The organism is Bacillus sp. ABR, assembly GCF_056172715.1.
Genome location: NZ_JAOYSL010000004.1, coordinates 347,119 through 362,910, shown reverse-complemented (window position 1 = coordinate 362,910; position 15,792 = coordinate 347,119). Strand labels below are relative to the sequence as shown.

Annotated in this window: 17 protein-coding genes; 3 read left to right on the top strand and 14 right to left on the bottom strand. The window is 41.9% G+C overall.

The features are described from left to right. Positions 1–137: 137 nt before the first annotated feature. The 3 genes from alr to acpS form a co-directional block, all read right to left on the bottom strand. The gene (gene alr, locus OIT90_RS15040; protein WP_064498172.1) at positions 138–1,319 is read right to left on the bottom strand and encodes an alanine racemase; all 1,182 of its coding nucleotides are present in this window, start codon (positions 1,317–1,319) and stop codon (positions 138–140) included. 141 nt (positions 1,320–1,460) lie between these two features. Beyond that, on the bottom strand, positions 1,461–2,477 hold the full coding sequence (locus tag OIT90_RS15035; RefSeq protein WP_474892697.1) for an outer membrane lipoprotein-sorting protein: 1,017 nt from the start codon (positions 2,475–2,477) through the stop codon (positions 1,461–1,463). A gap of 160 nt (positions 2,478–2,637) precedes the next feature. Then, a complete protein-coding gene (acpS, locus tag OIT90_RS15030; protein WP_474892696.1) occupies positions 2,638–3,003 on the bottom strand; it encodes a holo-ACP synthase in 366 nt (121 codons plus the stop codon). 94 nt (positions 3,004–3,097) lie between these two features. Here acpS and OIT90_RS15025 point away from each other — a divergent pair, with 94 nt between their 5' ends. Then, positions 3,098–3,703 (top strand): rhomboid family intramembrane serine protease, encoded by a 606-nt coding sequence (locus tag OIT90_RS15025; RefSeq protein WP_126681956.1) that lies wholly within the window; start codon positions 3,098–3,100, stop codon positions 3,701–3,703. A gap of 54 nt (positions 3,704–3,757) precedes the next feature. Here the strand turns inward: OIT90_RS15025 and OIT90_RS15020 are convergent, their stop codons facing one another. From OIT90_RS15020 to OIT90_RS14990, 7 genes are all read right to left on the bottom strand, one after another. Next, a complete protein-coding gene (locus OIT90_RS15020; RefSeq protein WP_474892695.1) occupies positions 3,758–5,254 on the bottom strand; it encodes a PH domain-containing protein in 1,497 nt (498 codons plus the stop codon). Then, complete coding sequence (locus tag OIT90_RS15015) at positions 5,244–5,723, bottom strand: PH domain-containing protein (RefSeq protein WP_039176703.1); 480 nt, start codon at positions 5,721–5,723, stop codon at positions 5,244–5,246. Before OIT90_RS15015 ends, OIT90_RS15020 begins: the two co-directional genes overlap by 11 nt. Before the next feature lie 112 nt (positions 5,724–5,835). Beyond that, positions 5,836–7,335: a degradosome RNA helicase CshA gene (gene cshA / locus OIT90_RS15010; RefSeq protein WP_024427371.1), complete on the bottom strand. Its 1,500-nt coding sequence runs from the start codon at positions 7,333–7,335 to the stop codon at positions 5,836–5,838. Between the two features lie 165 nt (positions 7,336–7,500). Beyond that, positions 7,501–7,839, bottom strand: a complete 339-nt coding sequence (locus OIT90_RS15005; protein ID WP_474892694.1) for an avidin-fold protein — start codon at positions 7,837–7,839, stop codon at positions 7,501–7,503. 127 nt (positions 7,840–7,966) lie between these two features. Continuing rightward, a complete protein-coding gene (locus tag OIT90_RS15000) occupies positions 7,967–8,659 on the bottom strand; it encodes an alpha/beta hydrolase (protein WP_058837372.1) in 693 nt (230 codons plus the stop codon). A gap of 18 nt (positions 8,660–8,677) precedes the next feature. After that, positions 8,678–10,042: a UDP-N-acetylmuramoyl-tripeptide--D-alanyl-D-alanine ligase gene (locus OIT90_RS14995; RefSeq protein WP_474892693.1), complete on the bottom strand. Its 1,365-nt coding sequence runs from the start codon at positions 10,040–10,042 to the stop codon at positions 8,678–8,680. Between the two features lie 80 nt (positions 10,043–10,122). Beyond that, positions 10,123–11,205, bottom strand: a complete 1,083-nt coding sequence (locus OIT90_RS14990; protein WP_474892692.1) for a D-alanine--D-alanine ligase — start codon at positions 11,203–11,205, stop codon at positions 10,123–10,125. 184 nt (positions 11,206–11,389) lie between these two features. Between OIT90_RS14990 and OIT90_RS14985 the strand changes: the two genes are divergently transcribed. Both OIT90_RS14985 and fbpB read left to right on the top strand, forming a co-directional pair. After that, on the top strand, positions 11,390–11,710 hold the full coding sequence (locus OIT90_RS14985) for a thioredoxin family protein (RefSeq protein WP_012008983.1): 321 nt from the start codon (positions 11,390–11,392) through the stop codon (positions 11,708–11,710). A 308-nt stretch (positions 11,711–12,018) separates the two neighbouring features. Continuing rightward, positions 12,019–12,168 carry a Fur-regulated basic protein FbpB gene (gene fbpB, locus OIT90_RS14980; RefSeq protein WP_065215285.1) on the top strand — a complete coding sequence of 50 codons (150 nt, stop codon included), beginning with the start codon at positions 12,019–12,021 and terminating at the stop codon, positions 12,166–12,168. 97 nt (positions 12,169–12,265) lie between these two features. On the opposite strand, the gene OIT90_RS14975 is transcribed toward fbpB, so the two are convergent. The 4 genes from OIT90_RS14975 to OIT90_RS14960 form a co-directional block, all read right to left on the bottom strand. Beyond that, complete coding sequence (locus OIT90_RS14975; protein WP_008359528.1) at positions 12,266–12,601, bottom strand: hypothetical protein; 336 nt, start codon at positions 12,599–12,601, stop codon at positions 12,266–12,268. A 117-nt stretch (positions 12,602–12,718) separates the two neighbouring features. After that, complete coding sequence (locus OIT90_RS14970) at positions 12,719–13,486, bottom strand: ABC transporter permease (RefSeq protein WP_039176696.1); 768 nt, start codon at positions 13,484–13,486, stop codon at positions 12,719–12,721. Continuing rightward, positions 13,464–14,390: an ABC transporter ATP-binding protein gene (locus tag OIT90_RS14965; protein ID WP_058837371.1), complete on the bottom strand. Its 927-nt coding sequence runs from the start codon at positions 14,388–14,390 to the stop codon at positions 13,464–13,466. Before OIT90_RS14965 ends, OIT90_RS14970 begins: the two co-directional genes overlap by 23 nt. A gap of 127 nt (positions 14,391–14,517) precedes the next feature. Beyond that, a complete protein-coding gene (locus OIT90_RS14960; RefSeq protein ID WP_427369666.1) occupies positions 14,518–15,759 on the bottom strand; it encodes a dicarboxylate/amino acid:cation symporter in 1,242 nt (413 codons plus the stop codon). Between the last annotated feature and the right edge of the window lie 33 nt (positions 15,760–15,792).

Below are 15,792 nucleotides of genomic sequence, written 5' to 3'. Positions count from 1 at the left end.
CCTCTTTCACATTATACGCTTTTTTCCGAAAATCATACGGTATTTCCAAAATCTCTAAAAAAGGGAGAATGTTTACCCCTTCTTTGTAGAATAAAAAGGAACGATGTCAGTTTGACGATCGTTCCTGTGAAAGCTGTTTAGAAAAAGCTTGGCCCGCCTTGAAGCAGCGGATTCCGCACATGCACCCTTTTGCCGTCCTCTATATATACTCTTGGGACGCGGTGTCCAATGGAGCATGTGACTTCATAGTTAATGGTTTCAAGCCTTTTTGCAATTTCATCGACTGATACCATTTCTTCACCTTGTCCACCAATCAAAACGACTGGCTCCCCTACTGGAAGGTTCTCTTTCAGTTCAACCATGAATTGATCCATACATACCCTTCCTGCAATCTTCCGGCGCTTTCCGCCAACAAGTACTTCCGTACCTGCCAGCTTCCGAATCCACCCGTCTGCATAGCCGACTGGTACCGTACCGATCCACGTATCTTGATTAGCTGTATACGTCGCCCCATAGCTGACACTCTCACCCTTTTGAATGAGCTTTACATGGGCAAGCTTTGTATGAAGCGACATGGCTTCTTCCAGCTTGAAAGGAAGTTCATCTTTGATTTCCTCTGACGGTGACAGCCCGTACATACTGATGCCGAAGCGAACCATATTAAATAACACTTCTTTAAACCTTAATCCTGCTGCACTATTGGCACAATGAACAAGCAGTTTTTCCGTATGAAGCGGCTGAAGCAGGGTTTGAAAGGTGTCGACCTGCCGATCAAAATAGTTCTCATCCTTTTCATCCGCGGTCGCAAAGTGAGTAAATACTCCTTCCAGCTGTAAATAAGAATGCTCGCTGACAAGCTTCTTTACTTCATTCACTTGCTCTAACGTTTTCACACCTAAACGGTTCATTCCGCTGTCTATTTTCAAATGAAAACGAATGGGTTGTCCCATCTGCCCTTTCACCATATCGACGACTTCCCTCAGCCACCTGGTGGAGTAAGCGGTCATAATTACATTGTATCGAACAGCGGTTTTGACATACTCCGGCGGCACTGCGCCGAGTATAAGAATCGGTGCTTTGATACCTTTATTTCTTAAAGAAATGGCCTCATCTAAAAAGGCTACAGCTAACAAGTCTGCTCCTGCTTTGAGGGCAGCTCTTGCCACTTCTATATCTCCATGTCCATATGCATTGGCTTTCACAACAGCCATCAGTTGAACATTTTGACCGATATGATCTTTCATATGTGAAACATTGTGCTTGATTGCTGTTAAATTAATTTCTGCCCATGTGTCTCTATAAAAGGCATTTGTGTCCATCAGTCACACTTCCCTATTGAATGATTCAATCCCCTCATATGATACTAAAAATCAAGAATAATGTGAAACAAATCAAAGAAAATCAGCCCTTGCACAGGGCTGATGCTGCATTTATCAAGGCTTTCCGCCTGAGAACCTCATTTATTTAGCTGACTGGCCTTCTACACTCTTTGCGACCATCAACAGCTCTTCCTTCGATAGATCACTTGAGGAAATTAAGTAGTCAACTCCGTCAGAAGTCCATGAGAGAGATTGTTCTGTCAGAACCCCTACTGTCATACCAAGATCGACCGGCTCGCCGTTCATCGTGACAGGCGTAGATGCTTCCGCTACTCTCGCTTTTTCCTGGATGAGTGTGAAGGATTTCTTGCCGCCGTACGTAATCACATAACGCTTCCCAGCATCTGTCGTCATTTCTTTCTCTTCCATCTTCTTCACGCCTTCTGGCATATCAACTGGTGTTTTCACCGCAAAGCTGTCAGATGGGTCTGCACTTGTGGCAACATCCATTTGAGAGAGTGTCATGTTTTTCTTCTCATCAAATGCATCTTTGTCAAAGGATTTATTGAATTCAAAGTGAGAGAATTCCACTTTCACCATTGGCTTTTTGTCGCTATCCAGCACTTTTACACTGGCAGGCGCCATTGTTTTCTTATGAAAGGTAATCTCTTGGGTAGGCAGCATTTGATTGTGCTGATAATTGGTCTTCGTTTCGAACACATACTTTGACTCTTTCGCTTTGAACTGAGCTGCACTGTCATTCTTAATGTCCTTCACGAGTGATTCGAATAAATAGACTTGACTGCTATTATTCGGCCAATCGCTATGGAAACGGAAGCTCTTGTTCAATGAAGGTGTCAGCACAAACACACCATTGCCGTTTCTTAAAATGACTTGACTCTGATCCTTTTTCGGATTTTCTAAATAGACACGGTAAAGCTCCGGCTTTTTGTACCAAATTTCTACCTGGTACTCCTGCGGGTCATTTCCTGTCTCAATGGTCATTTTTGCTTTGGCTTTGTATGATGTCATTTCCTCTGCCTTTTTGTTTAAATCTCCAACGATATCCTGCTGAGATTTTTGACCGCATGCGGAGAGAATCAGTACAAAAAGGATTCCCGTTACAAGCAAAACAAAGCTTTTTCTCACCCTTTTCAACCCCTTCGTTAATTGTGTTAAAAGGAAGAAACCGCTTGTTTGACTTTAACAGTACGCCTCAAGAGTTAACTGCGTACCGCGAACCATCAAAGCCTGTTAGCAACTCGCCCTTCCTTATCGCACTACCCAATATATGAAGGGGGGACAAACAATATGCAGACTAGCTTGACAACCTTTCAATTAAAACTTGTGCAGCAGCATATTCCTTTGTATGAGTAATGGACACATGAACCTGATCTCCCTCCGCTTTCTTGCTTTTGATGAAGGGTTTTCCCTTATCGTCTTTTTGAATGTCTATGTCATGAAAGCTTAAATACTGACCGATTCCGGTTCCGTATGCTTTAGCGAAAGCTTCCTTTGCCGCAAAACGTCCTGCCAAAAATTCCAGCTGTCTTTTTTCACTGAGTGTACGAAAGACATCCTGTTCACTTAAAGTCAAAATTCGTTCTGGTAAACGGGGCTGTCTGCTGAGCACTCGCGATAGTCTGTCGATCTCTACAATATCAATGCCTATTCCTTTGATCATGAGGTACCTCCTATGATACTCGTACTAATTTGAGTGTTCTCTTCATAAACGTGTTACTATAAACTTACCATTATCTAGTCAAAAGGGGTTTGTTATGTTTATTCGAACGGAGAGCTTTCAACAATTTATTAAATCGTATCCAATCGTAACAGCGATCCTCGCTTTACAAATCGGCCTGTGGCTTATATTTGCGATTCCTATCCCTATTATACAGCTTGGACAGGATCATCTCGTCGGTTTCAACTATGGTGTAGCGGCTGGGGAATGGTGGCGGCTCGTCACACCTATTTTTCTCCACGGAAGTCTCACGCATATTTTATTTAATTCTATGTCCCTTTTCTTATTCGCCCCAGCGCTTGAACATTTGCTAGGGAAGGTTCGATTTCTAATCATTTATCTTGGTGCAGGGTTCATTGGCAATCTCGGGACCTATTGGGTGGAGCCTTTAGAGTATGTACACGTTGGCGCTTCTGGTGCGATCTTTGGTTTATTTGGGGTGTATCTATACCTTGTCCTATTTAAACCGCACATGATGGACCGCGGCAATTCACAAGTGATTTTAACGATTCTTGCTGTTTCTGTCATCATGACCTTCGTCAATTCGAACATCAATATCATGGCTCACTTGTTTGGATTGATCGGCGGTATGATTCTAGCACCTATTACGCTGTTCTTCCATTCGAAAAAAAGACGCTATTAATCTCATAAAAAATGTCGATCACTCCTTGAGCTGGAGCTGATCGACATTTTTCGTTTAAGACGATTGATTTTTTTCATACGAATACCAATCAAATACACGTGCAGCATCTTCTTCCTCAAGGTGATGCACACCAAAGGAATCAAGCAGCGCGGAGGATTTTACAAAGGTGTGAATACTTGCGACCCGGCCTTTCTTTTGGAAAAAAGATTGCGTCATCGTATAGTTTTGCATTCGTTTTCTCAAGACAATGCCAGTGGTCTTGCCAATGCCTCTTGATGTCAGTTGAATCAATGAATCTTTGATTGTATATCCTGATTGTTTATAAGCTAAATAGCCAAAGAATAGAGCAAGTGGTAACGGAATGAGTCCCAAATATCCCCATGGCGGAAAGCGCACCGACAGGATAACACCTACAAGTAACGGCACAAAGCCATATGAGATCAGGTAGCGTTTGAGTGAACGCTTTGGCACCTTTTTCAGCTCTGTTTCTGGTGCAACATGATAATGATCCGTGAATTGGGACAGCAATTCATTTATTTTTTTCTTCCGAATGAGCGGAAATAAGACGGAAGAGGTTTCTTTCTCTGTAATCGAACCTCCTGCACTAACAAGCATCACTGTCGCAAAGCCAAAAGGCTCACGGATAATATTCTCTTTGATTTTCACTGCTTGAATTCTCGCAAGTGGAATGGTCATTTGATGTCTCTCGATGAGACCTCTTGTAATGATGATGTCATTCCCTTTTCGCTTTGCAGCAAAATTCGCATACTGAAGCGCTGTTACCCCAACACTCAGGATCCACGCGATCAATACGGCAAGAAATATCAAAATCGCATAAATTTCAACGCTCGCATGACTTAAAAAAGAGAACTTCTTGAAGAACCCGTCCAAAGGGAGAATTTCATCTATTTGCGTGTAAATGGCAAGACACCCGGATATAATGACCCCGATACCGTTTGAAGTGGTCGCAGCCAAAAGCAATTCTGGCACACCCATACGATAGGAGACATTGATTTCTTCCTGCACAGGTTTCTGGGCAGCCAAATGGCCATACAGCTCTCCTGCTTCATCCGTCATTTCTTCTTCCTGCAAGCTTTTCTTCCGGTTGAAAATCGACTGCTTTAATTGTTCCGCTTCTGCTTTTGTAATAGCGGTCAGGCTCACTTCTGGACCATCCGTACCGCCTGCCGTTTCGATTTGAACCCGCACTAAACCGAAAATCCGTTGGAAAATACCTTCACTTGTATTGACTGTTTGAATTCGTTCTAACGAGATATATTTTTTCTTTTTCGTGATTACACCCGATTCCACACGAAATTCATCGTCTTCCATCCGGTAGGTGAATCGTCTCCATTCTAAAATGGTATATACGGCTTTCCATAAAAGAAGCACACCAAGAATGATAAATGCATAAAAGCGAATGCTCGAATTCGAGTTCACAAAAATCAACACGAAAAAAGGGATAATGAAGTTTTTAATCATGGATACAGCATCTGATATAAAATCAATGAACATCGAGATAGGATGTACACGTTTTGGTTCAGACATCATCTTCCGTCACCCTTGCTAAACGAGATATGTAATCACGAAGCTCATCTGCCTCTTCTAATTCTAGCGCCGGTATATCATGAACTGTGGCAGCAGTCGAAATTTGAACAGAGGCCAAACGATAGCGCCTTAAAAGCGGTCCTTGTGATGTATCAACATGCTGAACACGAACCATCGGCACAATGACACGTGTGACGCGAAAGAGACCATGCTGTATTTCAATTTCATTTTCAAATACTTCGTAGCGCCAGATGTGATGGCGGATTTTTGGTATGAGCCAAATGCCAAAGATGACCTGTAAGACCCATAAACCAGAAAGAATCGCTCCAATCCAATATGGCCATTGAAAATAGTAGCTAGCAACAAATACCCCAATGATGATGAGTAAGAAAATCAATGAGATAATTCCATTTTGAAGACGCCATACCTTTAAACCATTTAGACTAATTTGACGTTGCGGCTGTTTTCTCACACTCTTCCCCCATTCTCTTACTTTTCTATCAATATATTACGTAACAAAGCCTAAAAAGTTTCAATTTTAGCCTGTTAAAAAAAGCGAACCCTGCAAAGGATTCGCTCTTGTATTAGTTGTTATAAGATTTCTTTTGACGACGATCGTTAGAAGAACGATTGCGGTCATTTGAAGAACGCTTTTTATCACCATAAGATGAACGGCTGTTCTTGCCTTTTCCACGGTAGCCTCCGCCACCGCCGCCGTCTCTGCGTTTAGAAGAGCTGCGGTTGTTACGATGACGTTTTGAAATCATTGGTGCTTCATCTGTCAAACGAACAGGCGTTGCATCCGGCTCTTTTGTCATCATTTTGATAGCAGCTGCAACCACTGTTACAGAATCATGATCTTCCAGCAATTCAGCAGCAGCTGTCATGTAGAAGTTCAAGTTGTTTTCACTGATGATCGTGCGTAGACGGTCAACTGTTACTTGCTGTTGTCCTTCAATTGCCTCATCAAGTGTAGGTTCTTTCATACGATCCATTTTACGTTTAGTCGTTTGCTCAATCGCACGAAGCATATCTTTTTCACGTGGTGTGATGAATGTCATCGCCATACCTGTACGTCCAGCACGTCCAGTACGTCCAATACGGTGTACATAGCTTTCTGGATCTTGCGGCACGTCGAAGTTATACACGTGTGTGACGCCTGAGATATCAAGTCCACGTGCTGCAACGTCTGTTGCGACAAGCACATCGATTGAACCTTCTTTGAATTTACGAAGCGCAACCATACGTTTTGCTTGAGTCAGGTCACCATGAATTCCTTCAGCTGTATAACCTCTTAGGTTAAGTGCTTCAGTCAATTCGTCAACACGGCGTTTCGTACGGCCGAAGACAATTGAGAGCTCAGGTGATTGAATGTCAAGAAGACGAGTCAATGTATCAAACTTCTTACGTTCGTGAATATCCAAATAGAACTGTTGGATGTTAGATACAGTCATTTCTTTCGCTTTTACTTTTACGTGTTCTGGGTTTGTCATGAAACGCTCTGCAATGCGCTTAATTGGTGCAGGCATTGTCGCAGAGAATAAAAGTGTTTGGTGTTCACTTGGTACATTTGAAAGGATCGCTTCAATGTCTTCGATGAAACCCATGTTTAGCATTTCGTCTGCTTCATCTAGCACGACTGTTTCAACATTTTGAAGACGCATTGTACGACGGTTAATGTGATCGAGTAAACGTCCTGGAGTCCCTACGATGATATGAGGATTTTTCTTGAGCGAACGGATTTGACGGCCGATATCTTGTCCACCGTAAATAGGAAGTACGCGTGCACGCTTGTCTTGGCCGATTTTATATAGCTCTTCAGATACTTGAATCGCTAATTCTCTTGTTGGCGCAATAATAATCGCTTGGATATTTGGAGACGCTGGGTCGATTTTTTCAACCAGAGGAATACCAAATGCTGCAGTTTTTCCTGTACCTGTTTGTGCTTGTCCGATGACATCTTTATTTTGAAGACCGAGAGGAATCGTTTCTGCTTGAATCGGTGTTGCTTCTTCAAATCCCATGCGGTTAATAGCCTTCATGAGACTTTCGCTTAATTGAAAATCTTGAAACGTTATAGTCAATTTATTCAAACTCCTTCTAATTGCTGTTTCAGTAATCTCGTGAATGATCATTAAAAACTGCCCTTTTCTGAAAGGACAGGTCCATTATATACAAAGCCCGAATTACCCTACCTTATATCTTACCATTACACTATTTGTTTTTCAACAAGACAGAAATGGATATATCTACTGCTCTACAATGACAGATTCACCTTCACTTTGATCTCCGTCCATCCATTTCCACTTTTCAAACAGTTGAATTTTTCCGTTATCCAGCTGCTTAGGAGTGGAATCGCAAGACCCGCTTCTCATGCTGCCGTCCTTGCTTACATGGTGGTATCTAAAATGAAGTGTTCCATCCTCATTCACAGTTCCTACAAGTACGCCAGATATAATACTGCCGCCTTGATATGTGCCCGTTAATATATTCCCGTCCTGACGATATTGAAATATGGTTGCTGCTGATACTTCTCCGTTACTCGAATTAGACTGCGGGATAAAGGTTTTTCCGTCATATTGAAACAATCGAATCAACCACCTTTTCTTTCCTATTGTACCATAGGCCTGTCACTCATTCGACAAAAATGATGCAAATTTTAACAAGTGGGATTCAATTTATATTAGTTTAGCCACATTTTAGCTTTTCTATATATTAAATTGCTTTTTTTAGAAAATGTTCTACTTTCTCAAACAATTGCTGGGCACATGGCTCATGGCAAACATGATGTTTACAATCCGGCAAATAAAACATTTCTTTCTGGCGAGACGGGACTTTATGATAAATAAATTCTGCACTTGAAGCAGGCACAATCCCGTCGCTTTCACCTTGAACAATTAACACAGGCAGATGAAGCTTCTCAAGCGAATTCTTCGTTTGCTTTACCAGCTTCATAAATTCTATCGCAGCTGACAGCGGCGTGCTTGTGAGCTTATGGCGATATCGATCATATAAAGGGTTTGTATCAACAATCCCTGACAGGGACTCCTTTACCATCTGCCGTGTGTCTTGCATCATTTGTTTTGGGTTCACATATTTGGCTGCAGCACTTAAAAGGACAAGGCGGGCAACTGGGTACTTCGCCGCTAAGTAAGAAGCAATCATTCCGCCCATAGAAAAGCCGACCAAATACACGGTGTCACAAGTCCGGTAAAGGGATAGAAGTTCGAGTTCAGCTGTCGCTATCCATTCTTGATAAAGAATGCCTTTTAACTGCAGCTCATCCCCATGCCCCGGAAGCGTGACAGACTGCACATTCCAATCTGCCGCCTGTTTTAAATATTGCGCCAGCGGTTCTACTTCATAAGGGGCACCAGTAAAACCGTGAATACATAAACAGCCAATCATTCTGTCACCTTCTCACTTTTATAGTGCAGTAATGACTTCTTCCAATCTCATACCGCGTGAGGCTTTGACAAGCACAACATCGTCAGGCCCTGCCACTTCAGCTAGTTTTTTCTTCAGGTCCTCTTTGTCCATAAAGGAGAATACGTGCTCAGCCCCGAATGATTTTTTTGCTCCTTCAGCAATAAATGCACCTAGGCGGCCATACGTCATGACATGATCAATAAATTCTGGCTTGATGTAACGGCCAAGTTCATAATGATACGTTTCTTCTTCGCTGCCCATTTCGAGCATATCTCCAAGTACAAGAATACGATTGGCAAAGCCGTCCATATCCCCCACAAGATCAATGGCGGCTTTCATAGAAGTAGGACTTGCATTATACGCATCATTGATGACAGTGATTCCTTTGTCTGTTTTAAACAGCTCAAGACGCATCCCTGTCAACTTCGTTTGCATCAGTCCTTGGGCAATTTGTCTTTCATTCAGCCCAAAATGCTGACCTATTGCAATAGCAGCAAGTGCATTCTTCACATTATGTTTCCCTAATACAGGAATGAGAAAACCCTGGGCATACCCTTCTACTTGAAATTCTGTTCCTTCTGCAAGCTGGTTGATGTGCGTTACCTTGATATCACAGTCCTCTGCTTCTCCAAAGGTTTTTACACGCTGAGAAAGTGAACTTGATCTTTCTCGAAGCAATGGCTCATCACCTAGGTAATAAAAGACGCCGTCTTCTTTTAAGCCTTTTACGATCTCATATTTTGCATCGGCAATGGCTTCTCTTGATCCTAAATCTTGCATATGAGATTCCCCGATATTTGTGATGACTGCTGCATCCGGCTCAGCGAGGTCTGATAAAAATTCGATTTCGCCTTTTGCACTCATACCCATCTCCAAAACCGCAATATCGGTTCCTTCTGGCATTGCAAGAATGGTGAGCGGAAGACCGATATGATTATTAAAGTTACCGTCTGTTTTATGAACTTGATACGCTGTTTGCAAGACGGAATGAATCATGTCTTTTGTTGTGGTTTTCCCATTACTTCCTGTAATACCGACAACACGAGGATTTTCTTCTTTTAAGTATGATTTCGCCAGCAGTTGAAGCGCAGCTAGTGTATCCTCTACAAGAATAACAGGAACGCCTTCTGGCGGATTGGCTTCTTTTTGATTCCATAGAACAGCTGATGCTCCAAGCTCTACTGCTTTTGAAGCAAATGTGTGACCGTTAAAATGTTCTCCAATAAGCGGGATAAACAGTGCGCCGTCTGATACTTTTCGTGTATCTGTTGTCACTCCGTGAATCTGCTCTTCGCCAAAAGCTTGATTAGATAGGGTTCCACCAGCCATTTGGGCGATTTGTTTCACTGTACGTTTGATCATGATTTTTCGCCTCTCTTTCTCATTTCACGTTTGAAGGAAAAGAGACACTACCTAAGGATAGTGTCTGCTTGCTGCTCACATTAAAAAGTTGTTTTAATGGTTTGTTTTTCTTGATGGCGTTCAATTGCAAGTGACACCAGCTTTTCAATCAACTCTGGATACTCTACACCAGTGTGCTTCCAAAGTAATGGGAACATACTAAAAGGTGTGAATCCAGGCATTGTATTCACTTCATTGATCAACACTTCACCTTTTTCTGTAAGGAAGAAGTCTGCACGTACGAGACCAGATCCATCAAGGGCTTTAAATGCCTTAATCGCCATGTCATGAATCGTCTTATATTCATCCTCTGACACACTAGCAGGAATGATCAAATCTGTATCGCCATCTTCATATTTTGCTTTGTAATCATAAAAATCTGTTTTAGGTGCAATCTCGCCAACGACAGAGCATTTTGGCTCATCATTGCCTAATACACCAATCTCAATTTCTCTTCCAACAACGCCTTCTTCTACGACCACACGACGATCATATTGGAAAGCGAGGTCGAATGCAGTTTGCAGCTCTTCTTTACTGCGGCATTTGCTAATTCCAACACTTGATCCCATGTTGGCAGGTTTCACAAAGCATGGATAGCCAAGTACTTGTTCCACCTGTTCTAAGCTTTCTGTTGTCGCTTTCTCAAAGTCTTTTTTATTGAAGGAAAGGTGCTTTGCTTGTGCAAGTCCTGCTTGTGCAAAAACATCTTTCATCATGACTTTATCCATACCCGCAGCAGACGCGAGAACGCCGTTGCCGACATACGGGATATTTAACAGTTCAAGTAATCCTTGCATTGTGCCATCTTCTCCATTTGGTCCGTGCAGCAACGGGAAGACAACATCAATTTTCTCCTCAGCCGTTGCAGGCTGTGGAAACATGCTTTCATTTAAAGAAGTTGGTAAAAACGTCTTTGCGTTCTGTTCAAATTGAAGCATTTTGACGTTTGATACTGGTTCAGTGAGTTTTTCTCCTCTTAACCATTCACCCTCTTCTGTAATATAAATTGGATGTATATCGAACTTCTCAGTGTTAAGTGCTTTTGTAACTGCAAGGGCTGTTTGCAGTGATACATTATGTTCGGCTGACTTTCCGCCGTAAATCAATCCTAAACTTATTTTCAATGGATACTCCCCCCACTAAAATTCATCTTTACTATCTTATCACTTTCAAGCAAAAATGCTCTAATTAATTTTTGTTGTTACGTAATTGAAATGATTTGTAAAGGTTGTAAGCGCCTCCCGAGCATTTGTATGTCATTCGCCTTTATTTTATATTAAAATGACATTGAAAAGGAGTTGTGACAAATTGAAAAAAATCACAAGTACTGAACAATTCAATGAAATTATTCAATCAGACAAAGAAGTGATCGTTAAATTCTTTGCAACATGGTGTCCTGACTGCACAAGAATGGACATGTTCATTCCAGACATCCTAGAAGCTTATGCTCACCATGAATGGTTTGAAATAAATAAAGATGATTTCCCTGAATTAGCGGAAACGTATCAGGTAATGGGTATTCCAAGCTTGTTAATTTTCAAAAATGGTGAAAAAACAGGTCATTTACACAGTGCAAACGCAAAATCGCCTGAAGAAGTGACAGAGTTTCTTCAAGAGCACGTTTCTTAATTGAAGGACATCAGCAAACTTTTGCTGATGTCTTTTTTCTTTTTCAATCTCTTCTTAAGACGAGCTGCGCAGCCAAAACGTTTCAAATTGATGTTTTCCCCTACGACAAGTCATGACAAAATTATTTCCTGGGAAAGAATGCAGCGTCGATACAGCTTGGAATATGTCGGTTACGTGAATTTTCTGAATTGAATCTTTACTTCTGACATTTGTCTTTGTATAATGGAGTTGCTAATTGAAAATGATTATCAATTTCATCTATGTGAAATCCTATAGACGGCCATTCTAATAAAGGAGCGATGAGTCACATGTCTAAGAAGAAGATCAAAACCTATCAGCAATTGATTGAAGAGAACAAAAAGGCGATCATGCGCGATCCTCAAATGATGGAAAGTATATACGAAACCATCGACAAAAAACACCAGAAGCAGCTTGCGGCTGCTGGGCGTGAATCATAACTACAAGAGGAGCAGTCATCACTGGCTGCTCTTTTGTCTGCTTCAATAAAATAAAAAAGCCGATAAAATCTGTTATTCGATTTTATCGGCTTTTGTTTTAATGTGATTTCGCTACACGGTCCTGCTTCATTCCTAAATAAATGAGCATATATGTGAGATAACCCATTGTCATCGTTAACCCACCGAAGAAAAATTGAGAAAAGACTGGTTCCTCAAATGTTGTAACGGCAGCAAGAATGATCCAGCTCGCATATAAATAAACCATGAACCATTTCATGTTTCTTTTAAGTGTATACAGAAAGAAAAGACCGGCTAACGAAAAGATCCCCAGCGCTAGTCTGAAATAAACAAGATGATCAAACTGGAAGGCAAAAGACACAAACGAAAACGACAGCAGCAACAAAATTGGTAAAGCCGTAATGAAATTTTTCACGATAGTGCCACCTCCATGACTCCTTCTTATTATAAGACAAAATCGGCCGGTTATCGTGAAATACAGACTCGTTTTCACAAAGATGTCACGAATTTTTCTTGTTATTTGACACAATTTTTACACATTTACATCACGTTTCCAAAAAAGAATCCAAGCCGATCCAACAAAGAAAACAAAATGCGCCCCCACTATAAATAGAGAAAACAAAAGGCTCATCCCATGAAAAGGCGGCGGTCCTTGAAAGCTGTACTGAGTAAAGTCCGTATTCGCAAAAAGAAGGATTTTCCCCCACTGATTTTCTAAGAGCGACATGATCGGTACAAGTGATTTCGCCGCATATAAAACAAAAAACGAGGTCACAAGTGCAACAAGACTGTTTCTAAACAAACTGGAACACATAAAAGCAAAGCTTGCCATCATGACCACTTCCACCCACTGAGATCCAATGACGGCAAACGTATGCTGAAATAATTGCCCCGTTCTTTCATCAAAATCAGTACCGAAGAAAATAAGACCAAATAGAAAAGCTAACACATAATAAAAAACAAACAAATAAATGACTGTCAGCAGAAGTGTGATGTATTTTGACAGAAAAATGTGCAGTCTTGTTTTTGGCCTGATCAATAAAAACTTGATCGTCCTTTTCTGAAACTCTGTTGAGATCAAGGTCGCGCCAATAACGACAGCAAGCACCTGTAAAATAAACACGACATTCGTGGAATAAGCAAAATAGTTTGCGACTGTGTCTTGTCCACCAAAGCTTGATATGACTCGTTTCAAGGTGAGAGCCATTGCTAGTTGAAATACAACGATCAACCCAAGAGCAATGAATGTGATTTTTTTCCTCATAATTTTCTTATGCTCATTTTTGATGAGGTTCAGCATCTGTCTTCCCGCCTTCCGTCCATTTCATAAACGCCTCTTCAATTGATTGCTTTTGAGGCGTCATTTCAAGTACATCAAACCCCGCCAGCACAAGCTGTTTGTTTAGCTCTGGCACACGTTCTTTGTCCAGTTGAAGCAGTACACGCGCTCCGTCTCGTTCATATGTATACTCCTGTGCGTCAAGCCATGAAACCGCCTTTTCTACTGGCTGAATATTCATCAGCACCTGCTCTTTCCCTTCCATATCAAGGAGATGAGTGCTAGCTTTGATCTGTCCCTTTTGAATGATGATCATGCGGTCACATAGCTCCTCTACCTCATGCAATAAATGCGTCGCAAATAATACGGAGGTTCCTTCTTCCTTTACGAGCATTTGCAAGTGCTCCCGGAATTCCTTCATGCCTGCAGGGTCTAGCCCATTTGTCGGTTCGTCTAAAATGAGCAGGTTCGGCCGATGCAAAATAGCTTGTGCAATCCCAAGCCTTTGTTTCATCCCTAGCGAATACGTCTTGACCTTCTGATGAATGGCATCCTCCAGACGAACTCTTTCCACTACTTCCTGAATGCGTTCCTCCGTCACCCCGTCGTGCATCGCTGCATACATTTCAAGGTTTTCAAAGCCTGTTAAATACGAATAAAATTCTGGGTTTTCTATGATTGCACCAACAGATGACATCGCCTGGAGAAAGTCCTCATCTTGTGAATATCCATTGATCATGATGCGGCCATTGTTTTTTTTCATCAAGCCAACGATCAATCGAATCAAGGTTGTTTTTCCAGACCCGTTGGGGCCAAGTAATCCGACAATTTCTCCCCGCCCAATTTCCATAGATATATCCTGCAAGATCATTTTCCGGCCAATTTGTTTGTCGACTTTCTCTACTTTTAAAACAGCAGACTGCAAAGTGGTTCCTCCTTCTGATGTAAAGCCTATGGCGGCAGTTACGACCGCTCATCCTGTAAAAAGTATATCACGCTAGACAAATCAATCCATGAAAAAAAGGGCTGATCCACTCAGCCCTTCTTGCTTATTACAGTGATAAGTTAGGTGTCGGCGCTTCTTTTTCATGTTTCTTTTCGGTTTCAGAAACAATCACCGCACATGCTGCGTCACCTGTAATATTCACTACGGTCCTTGCCATATCTAATAAGCGGTCTATGCCAAGGATCAGCGCTATTCCCTCAACAGGAAGATTCACGGAATTTAAAACCATGGCCAGCATGATGAGCCCTACCCCTGGCACGCCTGCTGTACCGACACTTGCTAATACAGCCGTTAACACAACCGTCAGCATTTGAACAAGCGTCAGTTCAACCCCATATACTTGAGCGATAAAAATGGTCGCAACACCTTGCATAATGGCTGTGCCATCCATATTGATGGTTGCACCAAGCGGCTGCACAAAGCTTGAAATCGGCTCTGGTACCTTTAAACGCTTTTGCGCTGTTTCCATTGATACAGGCAGCACTGCGTTACTGCTTGATGTACTAAATGCAATAACCATCGCCGGGGAAAATCCTTTAAAGAATTCCATCGGATTTCGTTTAGCTAAGATCGCAACGGTTGAACCATATGTCAGGAAGAAATGCAGGATGAGCGCAATTAACACGACCGAGAAGTAAAGTCCCATCGCTTTCATGGCATCCAGCCCCTGACTGCCGATGGCGGTTGCAATTAAACCGAATGTCCCGTATGGAGCAAATTTCATCACAACACCGACAAGATACATCATTAATTCATTTCCTTGTTCAAACAGCTTTAGCAAGCCTTCCGTTTTTTTACCGAGCATGGCGATGCCAAGACCTAAAAATACACAGAAGACGATAATTTGAAGCATATCTCCTTCAACTAACGATTGGACTGGATTGGTTGGAATAATGTTGAGTAGTGTTTCTGCCATTGACGGGGCTTCCTCTGCGGAATAATCAGCAGCTTTTGTATCAAAATTGCCGAAGGCTCCCGGCTTGATTAATACAGCTAATGAAATGCCAATGATGATGGCAAAAGTCGTAGTGAGCAGGAAGTAAGTAATGGTTTTTGCGCCGATTCTGCCTAGCTTTTTCGGATCACCAAGGCCTGCTACACCAAGCGTGATCGAAAAGAATACAATGGGCACAACCAGCATTTTAATCAGATTTAAGAAGATTTGACCTAGAGGTGTAAATAAATACGGATCTAACACTTTGAATACATTTGGAGCAAAAAGGTTAAGCAGCAATCCTGTGATGGCACCTACAAACAAGGCAATAATAATTTTCGTCGCCAGCTTCAATAAAATCTCCCCTTCCTCGTCAAAAAGCCCACG